The sequence below is a fragment of the Ruegeria sp. BB7 genome, assembly GCF_056539365.1.
The window spans coordinates 137,099-154,651 of record NZ_JBQFUV010000005.1 but is presented as its reverse complement, the minus strand read 5'-3'; the positions used below and the strand labels follow the sequence as shown (position 1 = coordinate 154,651).

The 17,553-nt window shown below is 57.1% G+C and carries 17 protein-coding genes; 10 read left to right on the top strand and 7 right to left on the bottom strand.

All coding sequences use genetic code 11. From position 1 onward, the window contains the following. Positions 1-50 precede the first annotated feature (50 nt). Both rpsO and ACR0D7_RS11215 read left to right on the top strand, forming a co-directional pair. Entirely contained in the window at positions 51-320 is a 270-nt protein-coding gene (gene rpsO, locus ACR0D7_RS11220; protein WP_170379357.1) for a 30S ribosomal protein S15, read from the top strand. A 255-nt stretch (positions 321-575) separates the two neighbouring features. Further along, positions 576-2,117 (top strand): EF-hand domain-containing protein, encoded by a 1,542-nt coding sequence (locus ACR0D7_RS11215; RefSeq protein WP_480679088.1) that lies wholly within the window; start codon positions 576-578, stop codon positions 2,115-2,117. Positions 2,118-2,194: 77 nt separating this feature from the next. Here ACR0D7_RS11215 and ACR0D7_RS11210 read toward each other — a convergent pair whose 3' ends face one another. Then, positions 2,195-3,796, bottom strand: coding sequence for a BCCT family transporter (locus ACR0D7_RS11210; protein WP_480679087.1), 1,602 nt, complete (start codon positions 3,794-3,796; stop codon positions 2,195-2,197). 197 nt (positions 3,797-3,993) lie between these two features. Further along, a complete protein-coding gene (locus ACR0D7_RS11205) occupies positions 3,994-4,755 on the bottom strand; it encodes a DUF3299 domain-containing protein (protein WP_480679086.1) in 762 nt (253 codons plus the stop codon). A gap of 283 nt (positions 4,756-5,038) precedes the next feature. Here ACR0D7_RS11205 and pnp point away from each other — a divergent pair, with 283 nt between their 5' ends. Both pnp and ACR0D7_RS11195 read left to right on the top strand, forming a co-directional pair. Further along, complete coding sequence (gene pnp / locus ACR0D7_RS11200; protein WP_480679085.1) at positions 5,039-7,189, top strand: polyribonucleotide nucleotidyltransferase; 2,151 nt, start codon at positions 5,039-5,041, stop codon at positions 7,187-7,189. Between the two features lie 92 nt (positions 7,190-7,281). Next, positions 7,282-7,671, top strand: a complete 390-nt coding sequence (locus ACR0D7_RS11195; protein WP_480679084.1) for a nuclear transport factor 2 family protein — start codon at positions 7,282-7,284, stop codon at positions 7,669-7,671. A 3-nt stretch (positions 7,672-7,674) separates the two neighbouring features. Here the strand turns inward: ACR0D7_RS11195 and ACR0D7_RS11190 are convergent, their stop codons facing one another. Beyond that, positions 7,675-8,310, bottom strand: a complete 636-nt coding sequence (locus ACR0D7_RS11190) for a DUF1326 domain-containing protein (RefSeq protein WP_480679083.1) — start codon at positions 8,308-8,310, stop codon at positions 7,675-7,677. A gap of 314 nt (positions 8,311-8,624) precedes the next feature. Between ACR0D7_RS11190 and ACR0D7_RS11185 the strand changes: the two genes are divergently transcribed. Further along, positions 8,625-9,089, top strand: a complete 465-nt coding sequence (locus tag ACR0D7_RS11185) for a PACE efflux transporter (protein ID WP_480679082.1) — start codon at positions 8,625-8,627, stop codon at positions 9,087-9,089. A 162-nt stretch (positions 9,090-9,251) separates the two neighbouring features. Here the strand turns inward: ACR0D7_RS11185 and ACR0D7_RS11180 are convergent, their stop codons facing one another. After that, the gene (locus tag ACR0D7_RS11180; RefSeq protein ID WP_170571548.1) at positions 9,252-9,902 is read right to left on the bottom strand and encodes a peroxiredoxin; all 651 of its coding nucleotides are present in this window, start codon (positions 9,900-9,902) and stop codon (positions 9,252-9,254) included. Between the two features lie 182 nt (positions 9,903-10,084). On the opposite strand from ACR0D7_RS11180, the gene ACR0D7_RS11175 reads away from it, so the two are divergent. Together ACR0D7_RS11175 and ACR0D7_RS11170 are read left to right on the top strand one after the other, a co-directional pair. Further along, a complete protein-coding gene (locus ACR0D7_RS11175; RefSeq protein ID WP_480679081.1) occupies positions 10,085-11,524 on the top strand; it encodes an aldehyde dehydrogenase family protein in 1,440 nt (479 codons plus the stop codon). Between the two features lie 12 nt (positions 11,525-11,536). Continuing rightward, positions 11,537-11,848 carry a hypothetical protein gene (locus ACR0D7_RS11170; protein ID WP_170382063.1) on the top strand — a complete coding sequence of 104 codons (312 nt, stop codon included), beginning with the start codon at positions 11,537-11,539 and terminating at the stop codon, positions 11,846-11,848. A gap of 7 nt (positions 11,849-11,855) precedes the next feature. Here the strand turns inward: ACR0D7_RS11170 and ACR0D7_RS11165 are convergent, their stop codons facing one another. Next, positions 11,856-12,707, bottom strand: a complete 852-nt coding sequence (locus tag ACR0D7_RS11165; protein WP_480679080.1) for a methylated-DNA--[protein]-cysteine S-methyltransferase — start codon at positions 12,705-12,707, stop codon at positions 11,856-11,858. A gap of 132 nt (positions 12,708-12,839) precedes the next feature. Between ACR0D7_RS11165 and ACR0D7_RS11160 the strand changes: the two genes are divergently transcribed. From ACR0D7_RS11160 to ACR0D7_RS11150, 3 genes are read left to right on the top strand one after another with little or no spacing between them, the layout of a single operon-like run. Continuing rightward, positions 12,840-13,640, top strand: coding sequence for a class I SAM-dependent methyltransferase (locus tag ACR0D7_RS11160; protein ID WP_480679079.1), 801 nt, complete (start codon positions 12,840-12,842; stop codon positions 13,638-13,640). A gap of 41 nt (positions 13,641-13,681) precedes the next feature. Continuing rightward, positions 13,682-14,326, top strand: coding sequence for an endonuclease III (nth, locus tag ACR0D7_RS11155; RefSeq protein ID WP_480679078.1), 645 nt, complete (start codon positions 13,682-13,684; stop codon positions 14,324-14,326). Further along, entirely contained in the window at positions 14,323-15,312 is a 990-nt protein-coding gene (locus ACR0D7_RS11150; RefSeq protein ID WP_170571536.1) for an adenosine kinase, read from the top strand. The genes nth and ACR0D7_RS11150 overlap by 4 nt, the downstream gene beginning before the upstream one ends. Positions 15,313-15,321: 9 nt before the next feature. Here the strand turns inward: ACR0D7_RS11150 and ACR0D7_RS11145 are convergent, their stop codons facing one another. Both ACR0D7_RS11145 and ACR0D7_RS11140 read right to left on the bottom strand, forming a co-directional pair. After that, the gene (locus ACR0D7_RS11145) at positions 15,322-16,158 is read right to left on the bottom strand and encodes a DUF547 domain-containing protein (RefSeq protein ID WP_480679077.1); all 837 of its coding nucleotides are present in this window, start codon (positions 16,156-16,158) and stop codon (positions 15,322-15,324) included. Continuing rightward, on the bottom strand, positions 16,155-17,528 hold the full coding sequence (locus ACR0D7_RS11140; RefSeq protein WP_480679076.1) for a radical SAM protein: 1,374 nt from the start codon (positions 17,526-17,528) through the stop codon (positions 16,155-16,157). Before ACR0D7_RS11140 ends, ACR0D7_RS11145 begins: the two co-directional genes overlap by 4 nt. Between the last annotated feature and the right edge of the window lie 25 nt (positions 17,529-17,553).

The window sequence follows — 17,553 nt, the reverse complement described above, 5'->3', positions numbered from 1 at the left end:
GACGACATCCCGGCCTGCGCCATCAACTCTAACCTTTGAAGGAGACCCCGATGTCGATTACTGCCGCTGAAAAAGCACGCGTCATGAAAGAATTCGGCACCAAAGAGGGCGACACCGGCTCGCCTGAAGTACAGGTTGCCATCCTGACCTCGCGTATCACCACCCTGACCGAGCACTTCAAGACCCACAAGAAAGACAACCACGGTCGTCGCGGTCTGCTGAAAATGGTCGCCCAGCGCCGTAAGCTGCTGGACTATCTGAAGGGCAAAGAAGAAGCGCGCTACCAGGACCTGATCAAAAAGCTGGGCATCCGTCGCTAAGCACTTTTCGTACTTTTTGTACGGGATCTGAGATCCGGATTTTCTAATATAAACGCCCGCCGTTTTGGCGGGCGTTTTTTTGTGCCCACCGGAAACCGTTCAACGGAACATCGCCAAGTTCATCGTCAGACCTAATATTAGGGTCTATACCTAGAGCCGATTTTTTGACGCAACCTAAGAGAGATTTTGTCCACATTGACAAATCTCTTAGTAGTTTGAAACATATCAGCATATTTTCAAACGGACTTGAGGCTCATGAAATTCACGAAACTGCTTTTCGCTTCTCTCTTGGCAAGTTGTATTGGGCAAGTTGGCGCGGCGCAAACTGAGGTCAAGGAATATCCAAATATCCAGTTATCTCAAAAGGTTCTGAAACAGATTAGGACTGACCCAAACGGGTTTACTGAAAATGCGATCCGGCGACTGCTTGATATTGCGCCAAACGGGGAACTGACCAAGGAGGCCTTACACATCCGCGCCGAGACAAAAATCGCGCAGCATCGGGCAGCGCGTCTCACCGGGTATCTGGCCTTCGATCTGGATGGTGATCTGGAGATAACGGCATCCGAAATTGAACGGCAATTGCCCTATTTGAATACAAACCACGCAACTGTTCTCAGGACCGTTCTCGCTACGTCGGATCGTGATCGCGACGGGAACCTGACGTTGCAGGAACTCTGGCAGGCTGCGATGGAAGCATCAGCACCTAGTCAGAGACACCGTAACAGCAGTGAAGAGCTGATGCGGTTCGATGCCAACAAGGACGGTACCGTTACCCCTGAAGAAATTGCGACGACCGTCGATCAGATCGCAAGCGCAAAGATTTCTCCAGATGTCGTGCGCCCCAAGCCCGTCCGGCTAGACCGGTTCGACCCCGAGTTGCACTGCGACCTTCCGAAGCCTTCGACCAGGGCAAAAATTGTTCTTCTGGGAGGTTATGAAGGGTACGCGATATCGAACGTGGCCCTCTCGGGGCAGGACCGCGAAACCTCCGCCGCGATCATTGACATCGAAAAGGGCGATGAGCCGCTGTACATCATTGCGACCGCGCAAGATTCTATCGTGTGGCGGCTGACCGGTGAGACCAACCGGGTCGAGCGTTTTGTGGCCCCCGCAATGTCACGTGGCGTCGGCGTCGTCGGGCTGGACAGGAGCAAAATTCATTTTCAACCGGGTCGGGAGTGCCTGCCGAAATACTTCACAGACGTGGATTCGGGCGAAACTCTGATCGCCAAAGGTCAGCTCGCCTCTCGGCTCAATCGCAATGTCGACAAAGTGGTGGGAGCCTACAAACTTGGTGAAATCCAGCTTCCGTCCGGGCGCCAATCGGCCAACTCAAGCAGTTCGACTAAGGCAAGCGGGCTGACTATACTCAAAGGCGACAAGCGCTACCTGGTGACAGAGGACGGTGTTGAACTGTTGGATTCTCCGGCAACAGATCAAACCGGCGGCCTTGAGCGCAAACTGGAGAACCTGCTGCTCCGGTACAATCGAGGCGGCGTACTGGAATTCAATCTTGATGATGTCGTCGCCTCTAACGAAGCGGTACTGTATGATGTGCTGCCACAGCAGGCCGGATTGCTGCAACTAGCGCGCGAAGGAGCCATATCTCAGACCCCGGATGGCTATTTCAGGATCAATAAACCTATTCCGAGGTTCCCTGCCGGGCTGAACGGCGGCCATAGTGTCAAGTTCATCATCTCTACCGGCGTTCCGATACCAGAGGGGTCAGCGGGCCATTCCGTAGTAATTCTGGAGGAAACCGGCGCCTGCATTTCCGGAAGCATGTGCCGCTAAATTCGCAAATAACAACCGCAACTAAGAACGCCCGCTAATTCGGCGGGCGTTCTGCATTTTTACGGTGGGGCAGAGCCCTACATCTTCGCCTTTTCCGATTTCAGCGCCAGCCACAGACAATAGCACATGATCAGAACCACCAGCGTGAAGGGGATGCCGGTCGACACCGCAGCACCCTGCAGGGCCGAGAGGCCTCCGCCCAACAGCAATGCGATGGCCACCAGACCTTCCAGTGTGCACCAGAACACCCGCTGCACCACAGGGGCGTCCATCTTGCCGCCTGCCGTGATCGTGTCGATCACCAGCGATCCAGAATCGGACGAGGTGACAAAGAATATCACGATCAAAACCAGCGCGATGGGGGCCACTATACCGTAGAGAGGCAGCTCTTTCAGGAAACCGAACAACGCGCCTTCAGGGGCATAGCTGTCGATTACCGTGGCACGGACACCTTCGGCTCCGCCGGTGTTCAGCATATCAATTGCGGCACCGCCAAAGGTGGACATCCAAAGGGCGCAGACCGCTGTCGGCGCCAACAGGGCACAGATCACAAACTCCCGAACCGTGCGGCCCTTGGAGATGCGGGCAATGAACATGCCGACAAAGGGCGACCATGCAATCCACCAAGCCCAATAGAAGGTGGTCCAGCCGTGGAAGAAACTGGTGTCTTCGCGTCCGAACGGATTGGACAGGGCCGGCAAATGCCGCACATAGTCGGCCATCACACTGAAATAGCGCGAGATCGCTGTTCCAACCCCTGTGACCACGATCACAAAGAGGAACAGGCCGACAGCCATGATCATGTTGATCTCACTCAACCGTTTCACACCTGCATCCATACCCATCAGGACCGATCCCAATGCGATCATCGTGATCCCGATTATCAGCAGCACGACAACTGTTGGCGAAGGTTCGATGCCAAAGACTTCATTCAGCCCGGCGGCAACCTGTTGCGCGCCCAACCCCAGCGACGTTGTCAGGCCGAATAATGTGGCAAAAACCGCAAGCGTGTCGATGAGGTGACCCCACCAGCCCCAGACGCGTTCGCCTAGGATCGGATAGAAGGCTGACCGCAAGGTCAGCGGAAGTCCTAGGTTATAAGCGAAGATCGCCAAACTCAGACCAACAGCGGCGTAGACCGCCCATGCTTCGAGACCCCAATGGTGAATCGTACCAACGACGCCGATATATTCGTTGCCCGGAACCGCAATATCCAGATCCAGAGGACGCGCGCCGCCACTCTCGGCGAAGTTATAGTAGACCGGTTCGAGAACTCCGAAAAACAGCAGCCCGATCCCGATACCGGCTGCGAACATCATCGCAATCCAGCCAGCATACGAGTAATCCGGCTTGGCATCCTTGCCGCCAATCCTGACTTTCCCAACGGGCAATATGATCAGGGCCAGACAAAACAAGGTGATCGCATTGACCGACAAAACCAAGAACCAGTCAAAGGTGCTGGTGAGCCACGGCCTGAGCCAACCAAAGAACGTCGCTGCGGCCTCTTGGTTGGCCAATGCGATCAGAACGAACGCAAAGATCAGGATACTCGAGATCAAAAAGACCGGGTTGTGTATGTCCAGACCGAACGGCCGGACATTGTCTTGCCCCAGCTCGTATTCGGTCTCAAAATCATAGATCCGGGGATCCGGATCCAACATTTTCTTGGATTGTGCCATTCGACTTTCCCTCAGTTTGCTGCTGCAAACGCCAAGGTCTTCGGTCGGTGGACGGAGATAAATTCGGTTTCCCCTTGGCGCGTTTCCCGTCATTTCGACCGCGGGTCTTATGGTAAGAGCTTACACCGTAATCAAAAATTTCGCAAAGCGCGGTCAGATTTCAGTTTGCCTGCCCCAAAAATGCGCAGGCAGACTGCTCAATCCGACACGTGCGCCCCGCCGGTTTTACGGCTGCCTGCCGCGCGCAACCGATCCTTGAGCGTTGGTGACCATGAGGTCTGCCCATCCCTTGTTTCCAACGTCTCGACAATCTCAGCATCCATTCGGAAGGTAGCGCGCATCGGCATCAGACCGTCGACCACGTTCATCTCATAGTCCGTGGGTGCAATGACAAGGTGTCCGGTAAGGCGCACCGGCTCGTGCGCATATGCGGGCGTCCATCCGTTGCGGAGTTTCACTCGGATCATCTGGTTCGGAGCAGGGGGCGGCAGGTGGCTGCACATACCGGCCTGAGGCACCAGATAGGCGACCGAATGCCCATCCTCATCCGGTGGTGCGGGAAGGGCAAAACCCGTCAGAGTCACCGTTTGACCATTCAGGCTGGGATTTCCGCTGGTATTGGCCTTTTCCCGTCGCTCAATCACGATCTCGCGTTGGGACAACAACCAATCGACATCAATCTGGTCGGCTGCAAGAGCATCTTCAGTTTCGATCAGAAGCTCCTGCCATTTCTGGCGCTCATCCGCACTGCCAACATCCTGATGCAATCGGCCGCGGAGACGGATCGCAAACAGCAGATCATCGAATTGCTCGGGGGAGAGCGCGCGAAACGGATCGTCGTAATTCTGCACTGCCGGGTCTGGCAATGCGCCCCAATCCAGCGGCGAACCGGGCGCAGCAGCAGCCGGACCCGTCAGGCCCAGCAACGTCAGCAATGCAATCTTCAGCCAGGACTTCATCCGCTTTTCCCGCCAGAAACCCACGATACGCCCGCATCTTAACGGCCCGCAGCGCCCAACGTCCATGCCGAGAGGATCACAATCTCAACAAAGCACAAGCCCGCCCACCCGGTTCGGTTTCGCTTTCCTTTAGGTGCAATCTCATGTATGCGCGCGAGTATCTGAGACGTTGTGCCCTGACCCCGGCACTCGAACGGAAGATAAATGGGGTCGGCGGCAATGGGGCCGCCATGCAAAACCGGAGACCCGCAGGGGCGGGAGTGCTCCGTTCTAGGATACGCATATGTTTGATGTAACGAAGAAATCGATGCAGTGGGGCGAAGAGACGCTGACACTGGAAACTGGCAAGGTTGCCCGTCAGGCCGACGGCACCGTGATTGCCACGCTGGGCGAGACCAGCGTCATGGCCAACGTGACCTTTGCCAAGCAACAAAAGCCCGGTCAGGACTTTTTCCCGCTGACCGTGCATTATCAGGAAAAATACTATGCCGCCGGTAAAGTTCCGGGTGGCTTCTTCAAGCGCGAGGCGCGCCCGACCGAGAAAGAGACGCTGACCGCGCGTCTGATCGACCGTCCGATCCGCCCGCTGTTCGTTGACGGTTTCAAAAACGAAGTTCTGGTGATGTGCACCGTGCTGTCCCACGATCTGGTCAACGACCCCGACATCGTTGCAATGATCGCGGCATCCGCTGCCCTGACCATTTCCGGCGCGCCGTTCATGGGCCCGATCGCCGGTGCTCGTGTTGGTTTCGTGGATGGCGAATACGTCCTGAACCCGACTGTGGACGACATGCAGGACCTGCGCCTGAACCCCGAACAGCGTCTGGACCTCGTTGTTGCCGGCACCAAGAACGCCGTGATGATGGTGGAATCGGAAGCTTACGAACTGTCCGAGGCTGAAATGCTGGGCGCCGTGAACTTCGCGCACGAGCAAATCCAGCCGGTTCTGGACCTGATCATTGATCTGGCCGAAGAAACCGCAAAAGAGCCGTTTGAGTTCGTCGCCCCCGATTACTCGGAACTGTACGCCGCTGTTGCCGCAGCTGGTGAAGAGCAGATGCGCGCCGCCTTTGCGATCACCGACAAGCAAGAGCGCACCGCCGCTGTTGCCGCCGCGCGTGAAGCGATCAAGGAAGCGCTGACCGAAGAACAGCTGGAAGACGCGAACCTGGGTTCGGCGATGAAAAAGCTGGAGGCCGGCATCCTGCGCGGTGACGTCGTCAAGGGCGGCAAGCGCATCGATGGCCGCTCGACCACCGACATCCGTGGCATCGAAGCCGAAACCTCGCTGCTGCCGCGTACGCACGGTTCTGCCCTGTTCACCCGTGGTGAAACGCAGGCGTTGGCCGTGACCACGCTGGGCACCGGTGACGATGAGCAGTTCATCGACGCGCTGCACGGCAACTTCAAATCGAACTTCCTGCTGCACTACAACTTCCCTCCCTACTCGGTCGGTGAAGTTGGCCGCGTAGGTGGCCCCGGTCGTCGTGAGATCGGTCACGGCAAGCTGGCATGGCGCGCCCTGCAGGCGGTTCTGCCTGCGGCGACCGACTTCCCCTACACGATCCGCATCGTGTCGGAGATCACTGAATCCAACGGCTCGTCCTCGATGGCGTCGGTCTGCGGCGGTTCGCTGTCGATGATGGATGCGGGCGTTCCGCTGAAAGCACCGGTTGCCGGTGTTGCCATGGGTCTGATCCTGGAAGATGATGGCGACTATGCCATCCTGTCGGACATTCTGGGTGACGAAGACCACCTGGGCGACATGGACTTCAAGGTTGCGGGTACCGAAAACGGCATCACCTCGCTGCAGATGGACATCAAGGTCGCGGGCATCACGCCTGAGATCATGGAGAAAGCCCTGGCGCAAGCCAAGGACGGCCGCATGCACATTCTGGGTGAGATGGGCAAAGCCCTGTCCGAGACCAACGAATTCTCGGTCCACGCCCCGCGCATCGAAACCATGAACATCCCGACTGACAAGATCCGCGAAGTGATCGGTTCGGGCGGTAAAGTCATCCGCGAAATCGTCGAAGTGTCGGGTGCCAAGGTCGACATCAACGACGACGGCGTCATCAAGATCGCCTCGCCTGATGGTGAATCGATCAAGAAGGCCTATGAGATGATCCACTCGATCGTCGCTGAGCCTGAAGAAGGTCAGGTCTACACCGGTAAAGTGGTCAAGATCGTCGACTTCGGCGCCTTTGTGAACTTCTTTGGCAAGCGCGACGGTCTGGTCCACGTATCCCAGATCGAAAACCGCCGCCTGAACCATCCGTCGGATGTTCTGAAAGAAGGTCAGGAAGTGAAGGTCAAGTTGCTGGGCTTTGACGATCGCGGCAAGGTCCGCCTGTCGATGAAAGTGGTCGATCAGGAAACCGGCGAAGAGATCGTTCCCGAGAAGAAAGAAAAGAAAGAGGAGAGCGCAGAGTAATCTGCCCTTTTTTCAAGTGACGAAGGCCCCGGCGGAAACGCCGGGGCCTTTTTCGTGCTAATATGCCCACGGACCCAGCAGGAGGGATGGCGATGTCTGACAACAGACAGATTGACGAACTGGCGCGGCGCTACCTCCGCGCACTCGAAAGTGGTGATCGTTCTGAATTGCTGGGCTTGTTTTCCAAGGGCGCCTCGGCAACCTCACCAATTTCTGGAAAGCAACCGGCGCGGGACTTTTACAGCAACGTGCTGAAGATCACGAGCGACCGCTCCATCCTTCACAAGAACACCTTTTCCGACACTTCGGGTGCGCCACAAATGGCGGTGCATTTCAACTACACACGCACCATCCGAAACGGGCACCCTGAGACAATTGAGTGCGTCGACCTGTTCGAACTGACCGAGGATCAAAGCCAATTCCAATCGGTGCGGATCATCTATGACACTGCACCGGTTCTGGTGGATTTCGGAGAAGCGTGACCGTTAGTGCGCCACACCTGACGGTCCGTGCTTCATGACGTGCCACTGGCCGTAGCTGTCATTCAGATCCAGCTTGATCGCCGCATCCGCCTTGGTCGAGGCGCTGCCGATCTCGGCCAGGGTGAATTCGATCCCGCCGGGGATATCAATCCGAACCCGATGCGGGCCACCGCCATGCGGTGCTTCAATCGGACGACCGGTCGACTTGAGCACATCGCCAATCACCACCTTGGCCGTGCGCCCCTCCATATCCATCTCGAAATCAATTGGGAGGTATAGGGTCTCGTGAAGGGTTTTGCACATCGCACGGAAGACGAACCAATGGGTCGCCATCTCCTCGGTTTCTTCGCCTTGAAAAACCTTCTCCAGTGCAGATCGTTGCGCGTCCGAGGCACTTGGGTCAATGATCACCTGCATTTCACCGCCGCCTTCGAAAATCGGGCCGGGCCAGGCATAGATCAACGCAGCCTTTGCCCCCGCAAGGTCAATGTCCCCGAAATGACCCTTGGAAATCTCCAGCACCTCAAACCCCCGGCAATGACCCTGGGTCGGTAATTCCTCGAACTGGCATGGACACGCATAACCGCAGTTGCAGTTCCCAAACGCATCGCCCTCAACATACCAATCTGTAAATGCCATCGTCATCTCCTGTTATGCACAGTCTGAATGCCCGATGTTCCTGGTTGCATGCCTGCAGATGAGTCTGCCTTCGCTACCCTATCACATTTCCGTCGCTTCACGAACCGACGACCTGATGCCACCACGTCCCGGGCCTCTGTACGTCCGGACAGACAGATTGAAATCCGCTGCTCCAGCACGGGTGTGTGCCAGTTCACAGTCAAGTCAGACACGTCATGGCAGGTTACCCAAGGGAAGCCAAAAAGAGCAGAAGTCACCATCCCTTCCAGCGACAGCCGAATTCAATCCGGATCACTTTTTCAAAAAGGCCCCAGATGACATTAAGGACTTTCAAAGAGCGTATCATCCAAACTGGCAGTTTCGAGGTGATCGGCATCGCCATCGTATCGCCGACCTACGCCTATCTGGTTGGCGCGTCGATGGCTCATGGCTTTGCCCTGATTACACTGCTTTCTATCGTGGTGCTTATCTGGTCTCCCATATTCAATACCTTGTTCGACCTGATTGAACGAAACTGCACATGTCGGCTGGCCTGTGAAAGACCGCATCGATTGCGCCTCGTCCATGCAGTGATGCATGAGGTTACGGCCGTTCTGATCACCTGCCCGCTCTTGATGCTGATCGGCGGCCATTCGTTGAAAACCGCGCTGCTCGTCAACCTGGGCCTGACGATTACCTACTCAGTCTACACATATGTTTTTCACATCATGTATGATCGAATCCGCCCGGTCAGGAAAACCTGTGACACAGTGATTGAACCGATTTCTCTGATGTCTTGAAAACGCCAAGTCCAAGCCAGGTGCTCGCGTTTGGGCCATTCCAATTCTCGGAACACCACAGTTGGAATTCCGCCCGCTTCATCTGGCTAAAAATATCTTCGGGGGGAATTGCGCCGCAAGGCGCGATGGGGGGCAGACAGCCCCCCTTGACCCGGCCCCACCTTACGATGGTGCCTTGGTCTTGCGCAGATAGGGGAAGATCGTCTCGAACTCGCCAAACTTCTCTTTCGCTTCGTCGTTCGAAACGGCAGGCGGGATTATGACATCTTCGCCCGGAACCCAGTTCGCTGGCGTAGCCACACCTTTGGCCGACATCTGCAGACCGTCCAGCGCGCGCAGAATTTCGGCAAAATTTCGGCCCACGGTCATTGGATAGGTCATCGACAGTTTCAATTGCTTGTCCGGTCCGATGATAAACACTGAACGTACCGTGGCACTGTCGGCGGGCGTACGCCCATCGGGCAGATAGGCTTCGGCAGGCAGCATGTCGAACGCCTTGGAGACGGCCAGACCATCATCGGCGATGATCGGGAATCCCGGGCTGGCATTGCCATAAGCCTCAATGTCTTTTTTCCATTTCTTGTGGTCTTCAACATTGTCCACAGACACACCGATGACCTTAGTGCCACGCGCGGCCCATTCGTCGTTCAACTGCGCCACAGCTGAAAACTCGGTCGTGCAGACAGGGGTGAAATCCTTGGGGTGCGAGAACAGGATCGCCCAGTTGTCGCCGATCCAATCGTGGAACTGAATGGTGCCCTGATCCGTTTCTGCAGTGAAATTCGGAACCGTATCGTTGATGCGCAAACCCATGATGCATCTCCCTTTTTGTAAAACCCGAGTCGGTCGCGATAAGCCTAAACAATTTGCACAATTGTTAAACCATTCTTGCCCACGAAATAATTTGATCAAATTATTGCTTGCCGTGTTTTGATCCCGGTGCCAGAGTGGCCGCAAAATACCGGTTTCGTGCAACTAGCACAGGAGGATGCGCCATGATCGAAAAACGCGAGTTCTATATCAACGGCCAATGGGTCGCCCCCTCGGCGGCCAATGACTTTTCCGTGATCAACCCTTCGACCGAGGAGCCCTGCGCAGTGATCTCGTTGGGCGGGCAGGTCGATACGGATGCCGCCGTGGCTGCCGCCAAGGCCGCCCTGCCCGGTTGGATGGCCATGCCGGTTGCAGAACGTATCGCATTAGTGGAGAAGCTGACTGAGATCTATCAATCTAGGTCTGAAGTCCTCGCACAGGCGATGTCACTTGAGATGGGCGCGCCTCTGGACCTGTCGCGCAGCGCACAGTCGGGCGCCGGGATGTACCACCTCAAGAATTTCATTCGCGCCGCAAAAGAGTTTCAATTCGAACGCCCACTTGGCGATCACGCCCCCAATGACCGGATTATCTATGAGGCCGTGGGCGTTGCCGCCCTGATCACACCGTGGAACTGGCCGATGAACCAGATCACGCTCAAGGTAGGCGCAGCAGCGATTGCGGGCTGTACGATGGTATTAAAACCTTCAGAACAAAGCCCGCTGAACGCGATAATCTTTGCCGAGATGATGGACGAGGCGGGTTTTCCGCCCGGTGTGTTCAATCTGGTCAATGGCGATGGTGTCGGGGTTGGCTCACAACTCTCGGCGCATCCAAACGTGGATATGGTCAGCTTCACCGGATCGACCCGTGCGGGCACCGCGATTTCCAAGGCTGCGGCCGAAACATTGAAGAAAGTGCATCTGGAATTGGGCGGCAAGGGCGCGAATGTGGTCTTTGCTGATGCAGATGAAAAGGCCGTTAAACGGGGTGTTCTGCATATGATGCAGAACACCGGCCAAAGCTGTAATGCCCCCAGTCGGATGCTGGTGCAGCGCCCGATCTACGATCAGGCAGTCGAGACAGCGACCGAAGTTGCCAACAAGGTTGCCGTTGGACCGGCGCTGGAAGAAGGCCGCCATATCGGCCCCGTCGTTAATGAAGTGCAATGGACCAAGATACAGGACCTGATCCAGAAAGGTATCGACGAAGGTGCCCGTCTGGTCGCAGGGGGAACCGGACGGCCTGAGGGGTTGAACAAGGGATACTATGTACGCCCAACAGTGTTTGCCGATGCCAACAACCAGATGACTGTCGCGCGCGAGGAAATCTTTGGCCCGGTTCTGACCATGATCCCCTTCGATACCGAAGAAGAGGCCATAGAGATCGCCAATGACACGCCTTACGGGTTGACCAACTATGTTCAGACGCAGGATGGTGCACGTGCCAACCGCTTGGCCCGAGTATTGCGGTCGGGCATGGTTGAAATGAACGGTCAGTCGCGCAGCGCGGGCTCACCTTTCGGGGGAATGAAGCAATCCGGCAACGGGCGCGAAGGCGGCGTGTGGGGGCTTGAGGATTTCCTTGAGGTCAAATCCGTTGGCGGTTGGGCCTTAGAATAGGCGAGACAGAATTTGGCAGTTAACTTTGAGCTTCTAAATACTTTGGAGCCTGTGTGTGGTGAGCAATTGGCTCAAATGCACACGGGCTCTCTGCTGAGACGATTAAATGACCTGCGAAGCCTGCAAGAAACCTTCCCTCAAAGCGATTGGACGGTCGAAGACAAACAAGCAGTAGAAGCCGCCGGCCTAATCGCTTTCAAAGACCAAGAAAATTGGAAGCACGCTTGGACTGACGTGAAGAACGAACTTGCCCAAAGAGAGCACTTGAAACGGGGCAGCAAAGAAAAAAGGCGTGCCGTGCAAAAGCGAAAGCAAAACAGGTAGAAAATAGCTAAGCCTCCGCCTGTGCCGCTTCATAAGCCAACATCGCGCGTTTCACTGGCAGACCCCAGTGATAGCCACCCAGACCACCGGATTTCCGCAAGGCGCGATGGCAGGGGATCAGCCAGCTAACCGGGTTGCGCCCCACTGCAGTACCCACCGCGCGAACCGCCTGTGGTGAACCCACCCGCTGCGCAATCTCGGAATAGGTTGTCACCTGACCAGAAGGAATATGCATCAGCGCTTCCCATACTTTGATCTGCAAGGGGGAGCCGATCAGGTAAAGAGGTGTCGGTTCCAAACGATCGCTAACCGCACCGAAGGCGCTGAGCACCCAGGGACGCAGGCGCATCGGATCTTCAACGAAATCTGCCTGTGGCCAACGCGACAGCATATCCTCCATCGCCTCTTCCTCACCGGTTTCAGCGCCGAAAGCCATGCCGCAGATGCCTTTGTCGGTGCCCATCACAAGCGCCGGGCCAAAGGGGCTTTCGAACCAGCCCCAATAGATCGTCAACCCCGCGCCCTTGCGCGCGTATTCGCCGGGGCTCATGGATTCCCACTTTAGAAACAGGTCGTGCAGACGGCCACTGCCCGACAGGCCGACATTGTGGGCCGTCTCCAACGTGGTAAATCGCTCGCGCAGCAGCGCCTTGGCGTGGCCCAGCGTCAGATATTGCTGGTAGCGTTTCGGCGACACCCCGGTCCAGCGCGAGAACAGGCGCTGGAAGTGCGCTGGGCTCATGTCCATCTGACGTGCCAGCTCATCAAGGCTGAGCGGATCGCCGCCCTGATCTATCAGCTCGATGGCGCGACGCATGACGTTATAGTGATAGCCGCCTTCCGGATTCTGGATATTCATGACTCACCTCTTGCGTTGCATTGATCATAACCCCTCGGATGCGGTCAGAGCGACCCGGAACTTGCGCAACCCGCCACAGGTTTGTCGAAATGCCTGGACCTTGGTACCCTGAATCATTTCAGGAGCCAGCCCATGTCGCCAATTGATGCCTTTCGCCTTTCCGACGCAGCCGCCCGCAAATATCAGGATCATTCCGTCCCTGCGATGTTCGCCCCGCTGGCCGAGGCCACGGTTGAGCGGCTGGAATTGCCCGCTGACGGGCATATTCTGGATGTGGCCTGCGGCACCGGAGCGTTAACCCGCGCCTTACTACAGCATTTACCCGGAAAGGGCCGTGTCGTCGGGGCGGATTTGAACCAATCGATGATTGATATCGCTCAGTCTCTGACAACGCAGACAAATCACAGGGTGGACTGGGTGGCATCCGATGTCACGGCATTGCCATTGGATGCACACAGCTTTGATCTGGCCTGTATTCAGCAGGGATTGCAGTTCTTTCCCGACAAACCGGCAGCATTGGCCGAGATTTACCGCGTGCTGAAACCGGGTGGGCGATTGTGTCTGACCTGCTGGCGCGCCATCTCGCCTTTTAACAACGCATTGGCCGAGGCATTGGCAATTCATGTCGGCGATGACGCAGCACAAAAAGCTCGTGCGCCATTTTCGTTCCGCGACGGGGACGTCATCACAAACCTGCTGCGACAGGCGGGATATTCGATTGCCCTACACGATGGGATCATTCTGCAACGTCGGTTCGAGGATCTGAGAGCGCAGGTCCTTGCCTTGCCGGTCGAACAGGACATGCGCGAAAAAGGCGAGGCTGTGATCGACCTCGTTTTGGACGACATTTCCACCCGCCTTGCCCCTTACGCGCAAGAGGGCGTGTTTATCGTGCCGCAGGAAGCGCATTTCTTTGTCGCCATGCGGCCCTGACGCCCTTTACCCGCTGGCCTGCACACGGCATTAAGGCGCGGATGGCAAAGCAACTCGATTATCATACGATCCGCGAGATCTTTACGCGTTTTCAGGACGCCGACCCGGAACCCAAGGGCGAGCTGGAGCATGTGAACGTCTATACTCTGGTCGTGGCTGTCGCGCTGTCCGCGCAGGCGACCGATGCAGGCGTCAACAAGGCCACGCAAGAGCTGTTCAAGATCGCTGACACGCCACAAAAGATGCTCGACCTTGGCGAAGAAGGTCTGATCGAACATATCAAGACCATCGGCCTGTTCCGACAGAAGGCCAAGAACGTCATCAAGATGAGCCGCATTCTGGTTGACGACTACGGTGGCGAGGTCCCGAATTCCCGTGCCGCTCTACAATCGCTGCCGGGCGTGGGGCGCAAAACCGCCAATGTGGTTCTGAACATGTGGTGGCGACAGCCGGCGCAGGCGGTGGACACCCATATCTTTCGCGTTGGAAACCGCAGCGGCATCTGCCCGGGTAAGGACGTGGACGCGGTAGAGCGCGCCATCGAGGACAATATACCGGCGGATTTCCAGCTGCATGCACATCATTGGCTGATTTTGCATGGCCGCTATCACTGTAAAGCACGCAAACCTATGTGTGGCACCTGTATCATACGCGATCTCTGCGAATTTGAGGACAAGAACCTATGAAAACCTACCAGCTTGTCGGCATCGGAAATGCCGTTGTGGACGTGATTTCCCAAGCCGATGACAGTTTCCTGGAACTGATGGGCATCGAAAAAGGCATCATGCAGCTGATCGAGCGGGACCGGGGCGAGGTCCTTTATGCGGCAATGGAAGGGCGGGTGCAGACACCCGGCGGTTCGGTCGCCAACACGATCGCGGGCGCGGGCGCGCTGGGGCTGGATTCGGCATTTATCGGACGGGTGCATGACGACGCCCTGGGTCGCTTCTATGCGGATGCGATGAACGAGGACGGCGTCGATTTCGTCAACCCGCCGGTACCGGGGGGCGAGCTGCCAACCTCGCGCTCTATGATCTTCGTTTCGCCCGACGGCGAGCGTTCGATGAATACTTATCTGGGCATTTCTTCCGAACTTTCGTCTGCGGATGTCTCCTCAGACGTGGCGGGCAACTGTCAGCTCATGTTCCTTGAGGGCTATCTGTTCGACAAGGAAAAAGGCAAGGCCGCGTTCCTTGAGGCCGCGCGTAACTGTCACAAAGGCGGCGGCAAGGCCGGGATCGCAATTTCCGACCCGTTCTGTGTCGAACGTCACCGGGTCGATTTCCTGCTGCTGATCGAAAACGAGCTGGATTTCGTTATCGGAAACGAGGCCGAGATCAAATCACTGTTCGAAACCGACGATCTGGAAGAGGCGCTGGCGAAAACTGCCGGGATTTGCCCTCTGGTCGTCTGCACCCGGTCAGGAGATGGCGTGACGGTCCTGCATAACGGCGAACGCATCGACGTGCCGGTTGAAAAAGTGGTGCCCGTGGACGCAACCGGCGCTGGCGACCAGTTCGCAGCCGGGTTCCTGTACGGAATGGCCACGGGTCGTGATTACGAGACCTGCGCCAAAATCGGCAATGTCTGCGCCCGGGAAGTGATCAGCCATATCGGCCCACGCCCCGAGGCCAACATGCAGGAACTGTTGCGCGCTGAAGGTTTGCTGTAGGTTCTGTCTTCAGAACTCTGCAGCAGCATCGTTCAAGGCCCAGTCGTATTGGTAGGCTTTCACACGCTGAGCCTCCTGTATCCGCGCACGCAATTCGGGCTCTGCCGCTGTTCGGATATAAGCCAGAACAGCCTGCTCGTCCGGCCCGAAATCCTCGCGGAACCAGATGTAGATCTTGGACAGGATCAACCCGCCGCGCGCGTCAAACCGCACACCGCGCGGATCGTTAATATAGGCGTGTTCGGCGGCAGTGAAGTCACGTTCCAGCGTTTCGGCCCGCCAAGCGCGATCCATCAGGTTCGGGCAGCCCACAGCGGCGCAGTTCAGGGCATAATGAATGCGCGGCTCATCGAATGTGGGCCGGATAATGCGATGCTCAATATCGTTCAAGCTCAACACCTCACCCGCCACCTGAACCAGAGGCCGGTTCCAGGGACCAATCGAAAACGGCCCGTCCTTGATATCGCGGATCGAGGCGACCGGGTAATTCTCCAGCACGACATCCACCGTCACCGCGTTATAGAGGTTGATCCAAAAGGCCAATTGCTGATCGCGTGTCAGAACTGCCGGATCGACGGCCTGCAGTTCGGCAAGGTACCTATCCAGCCGATCTCGGTCAGGTGTTGTCACCTTTCCATAGGCCACCCGGTTCACGCCTTCTTCGTCCGGTGCCACGTAACGAGACAGAAAATCCGTCCAATCCCGGTGATCGACCTGCTGCCCAGGCGGTGGGGCAAAACTGGTCAGTGATTTCTGTGGCAAAGCCTCGGGTGCAGGCAACGCAAGGCGTTCGACACTGGCACAAGCCGCAAGCAAAGGCAGCAACAGGATCAACAGCTTTCTCATGATGCATCCTTCCGGGTCCGGCGCAGGGCCCGCATCTTTCCTTTGAGGTGCTTCAACGGGGCCAATGCGGGGTCATTTAGATCCGGCAATTCGGGCGTGGCAGACAGGCCTGGAACAGCCGCGTTCCACCAATTTGGCCCAGAAGAGCCTTCAATTCTGTCAGGCGTCGCAAGATGCAAATCGCGTTGTGCATTGTGTGCACACATGGACAAGGGACCATTCGCCGTAGCCACCATGAACACGCAAGAAGCGCAGCGATCTTCCTCCAACGCATCCGCCGCCATAAAGTTATGAATGAACACGGCCTGACGCCGTAGCGGACCACGCAGCAACCCTGACCCCAGCCGCGCCACGCTCAGCGCCAAATGACCCAGCACCCGCAAGGCCAGCAGCGGGTGACGGAGGATCATGCGGCGCACTTTGGGGCGGATACGGATATGCGCGTCTTTCTGGTCGTCCACTGCCTCAAGCGCGGTGATCACCTGATGCACCAGCCGCCGGTTCGACAGAAGAGAGATCGCGCGCCCACTGGCCGTGACCACACTGGCATATCGGTTGCATTTGGAATGCCCAACAGCCGCAGCGCCAAAATGCAACGGGGTGCCATAACCCGCCTCGATTGCGCGGGCCACACTGTCTTGCGTGATCGCGTCGGGCCGTTCACGCAGAACCCCACGCCCGGTATCGGCCTGCATCTGAAACGAGACAAATGCAACTTCGGGACAATCTCGCAAAAACCGTGCCAGCTCAGAAATCTCGTCGAAATTGCCTCCGAACACGGTGGTGTTGAACAGGATGCGCAGCCCCAGCCCGCGTGCCCGGCGGATATAGGCGCGCCGCACCGTGTTTAACTCTGCCTCGCTGTCGAAGCCTTTGCGCTCCTGCGTCATGTCTACGTGGAAGGCCACATCATCCAGCCCGGCCGCCGCAAGCCGCGTCAGAAATGCCCGGCTGGCACGAATACCGTTTGTCATCAGACAAGACCGCATCCCCAAGCGGCGAATTTCACGACAAAGCGCCTCAATATCATCAACCTTGCGCAGGGTCGGATCACCCCCGGTCAACTGTACCGAAACCCCGATGCCATAGTGGCTGCGGATCGTGGCAAGCCGCGCGTATAGAACCGAAAGCGGCGGATCATAGGTCATTTCGGCCCGATCCGAGAGATAACACAGCGTGCAATCCAGATTGCAGCGCTGGGTGACCTCAAGCGCGACGCAGGCGATAGGATAGAAGCGCCCCGCCGTCTGACCCGCGCCATATTCACCGCAACGTTGCAAGCCCCCGCGCAAAGGCACGCGGCGGTCGGTTCCAAGAAATTTACGCCCGGCGGGGACGATGCTGCACAGGTTTGAAGCGGTATCTTTCATACGCCTCAAGCTAAAGGCGAGGGGC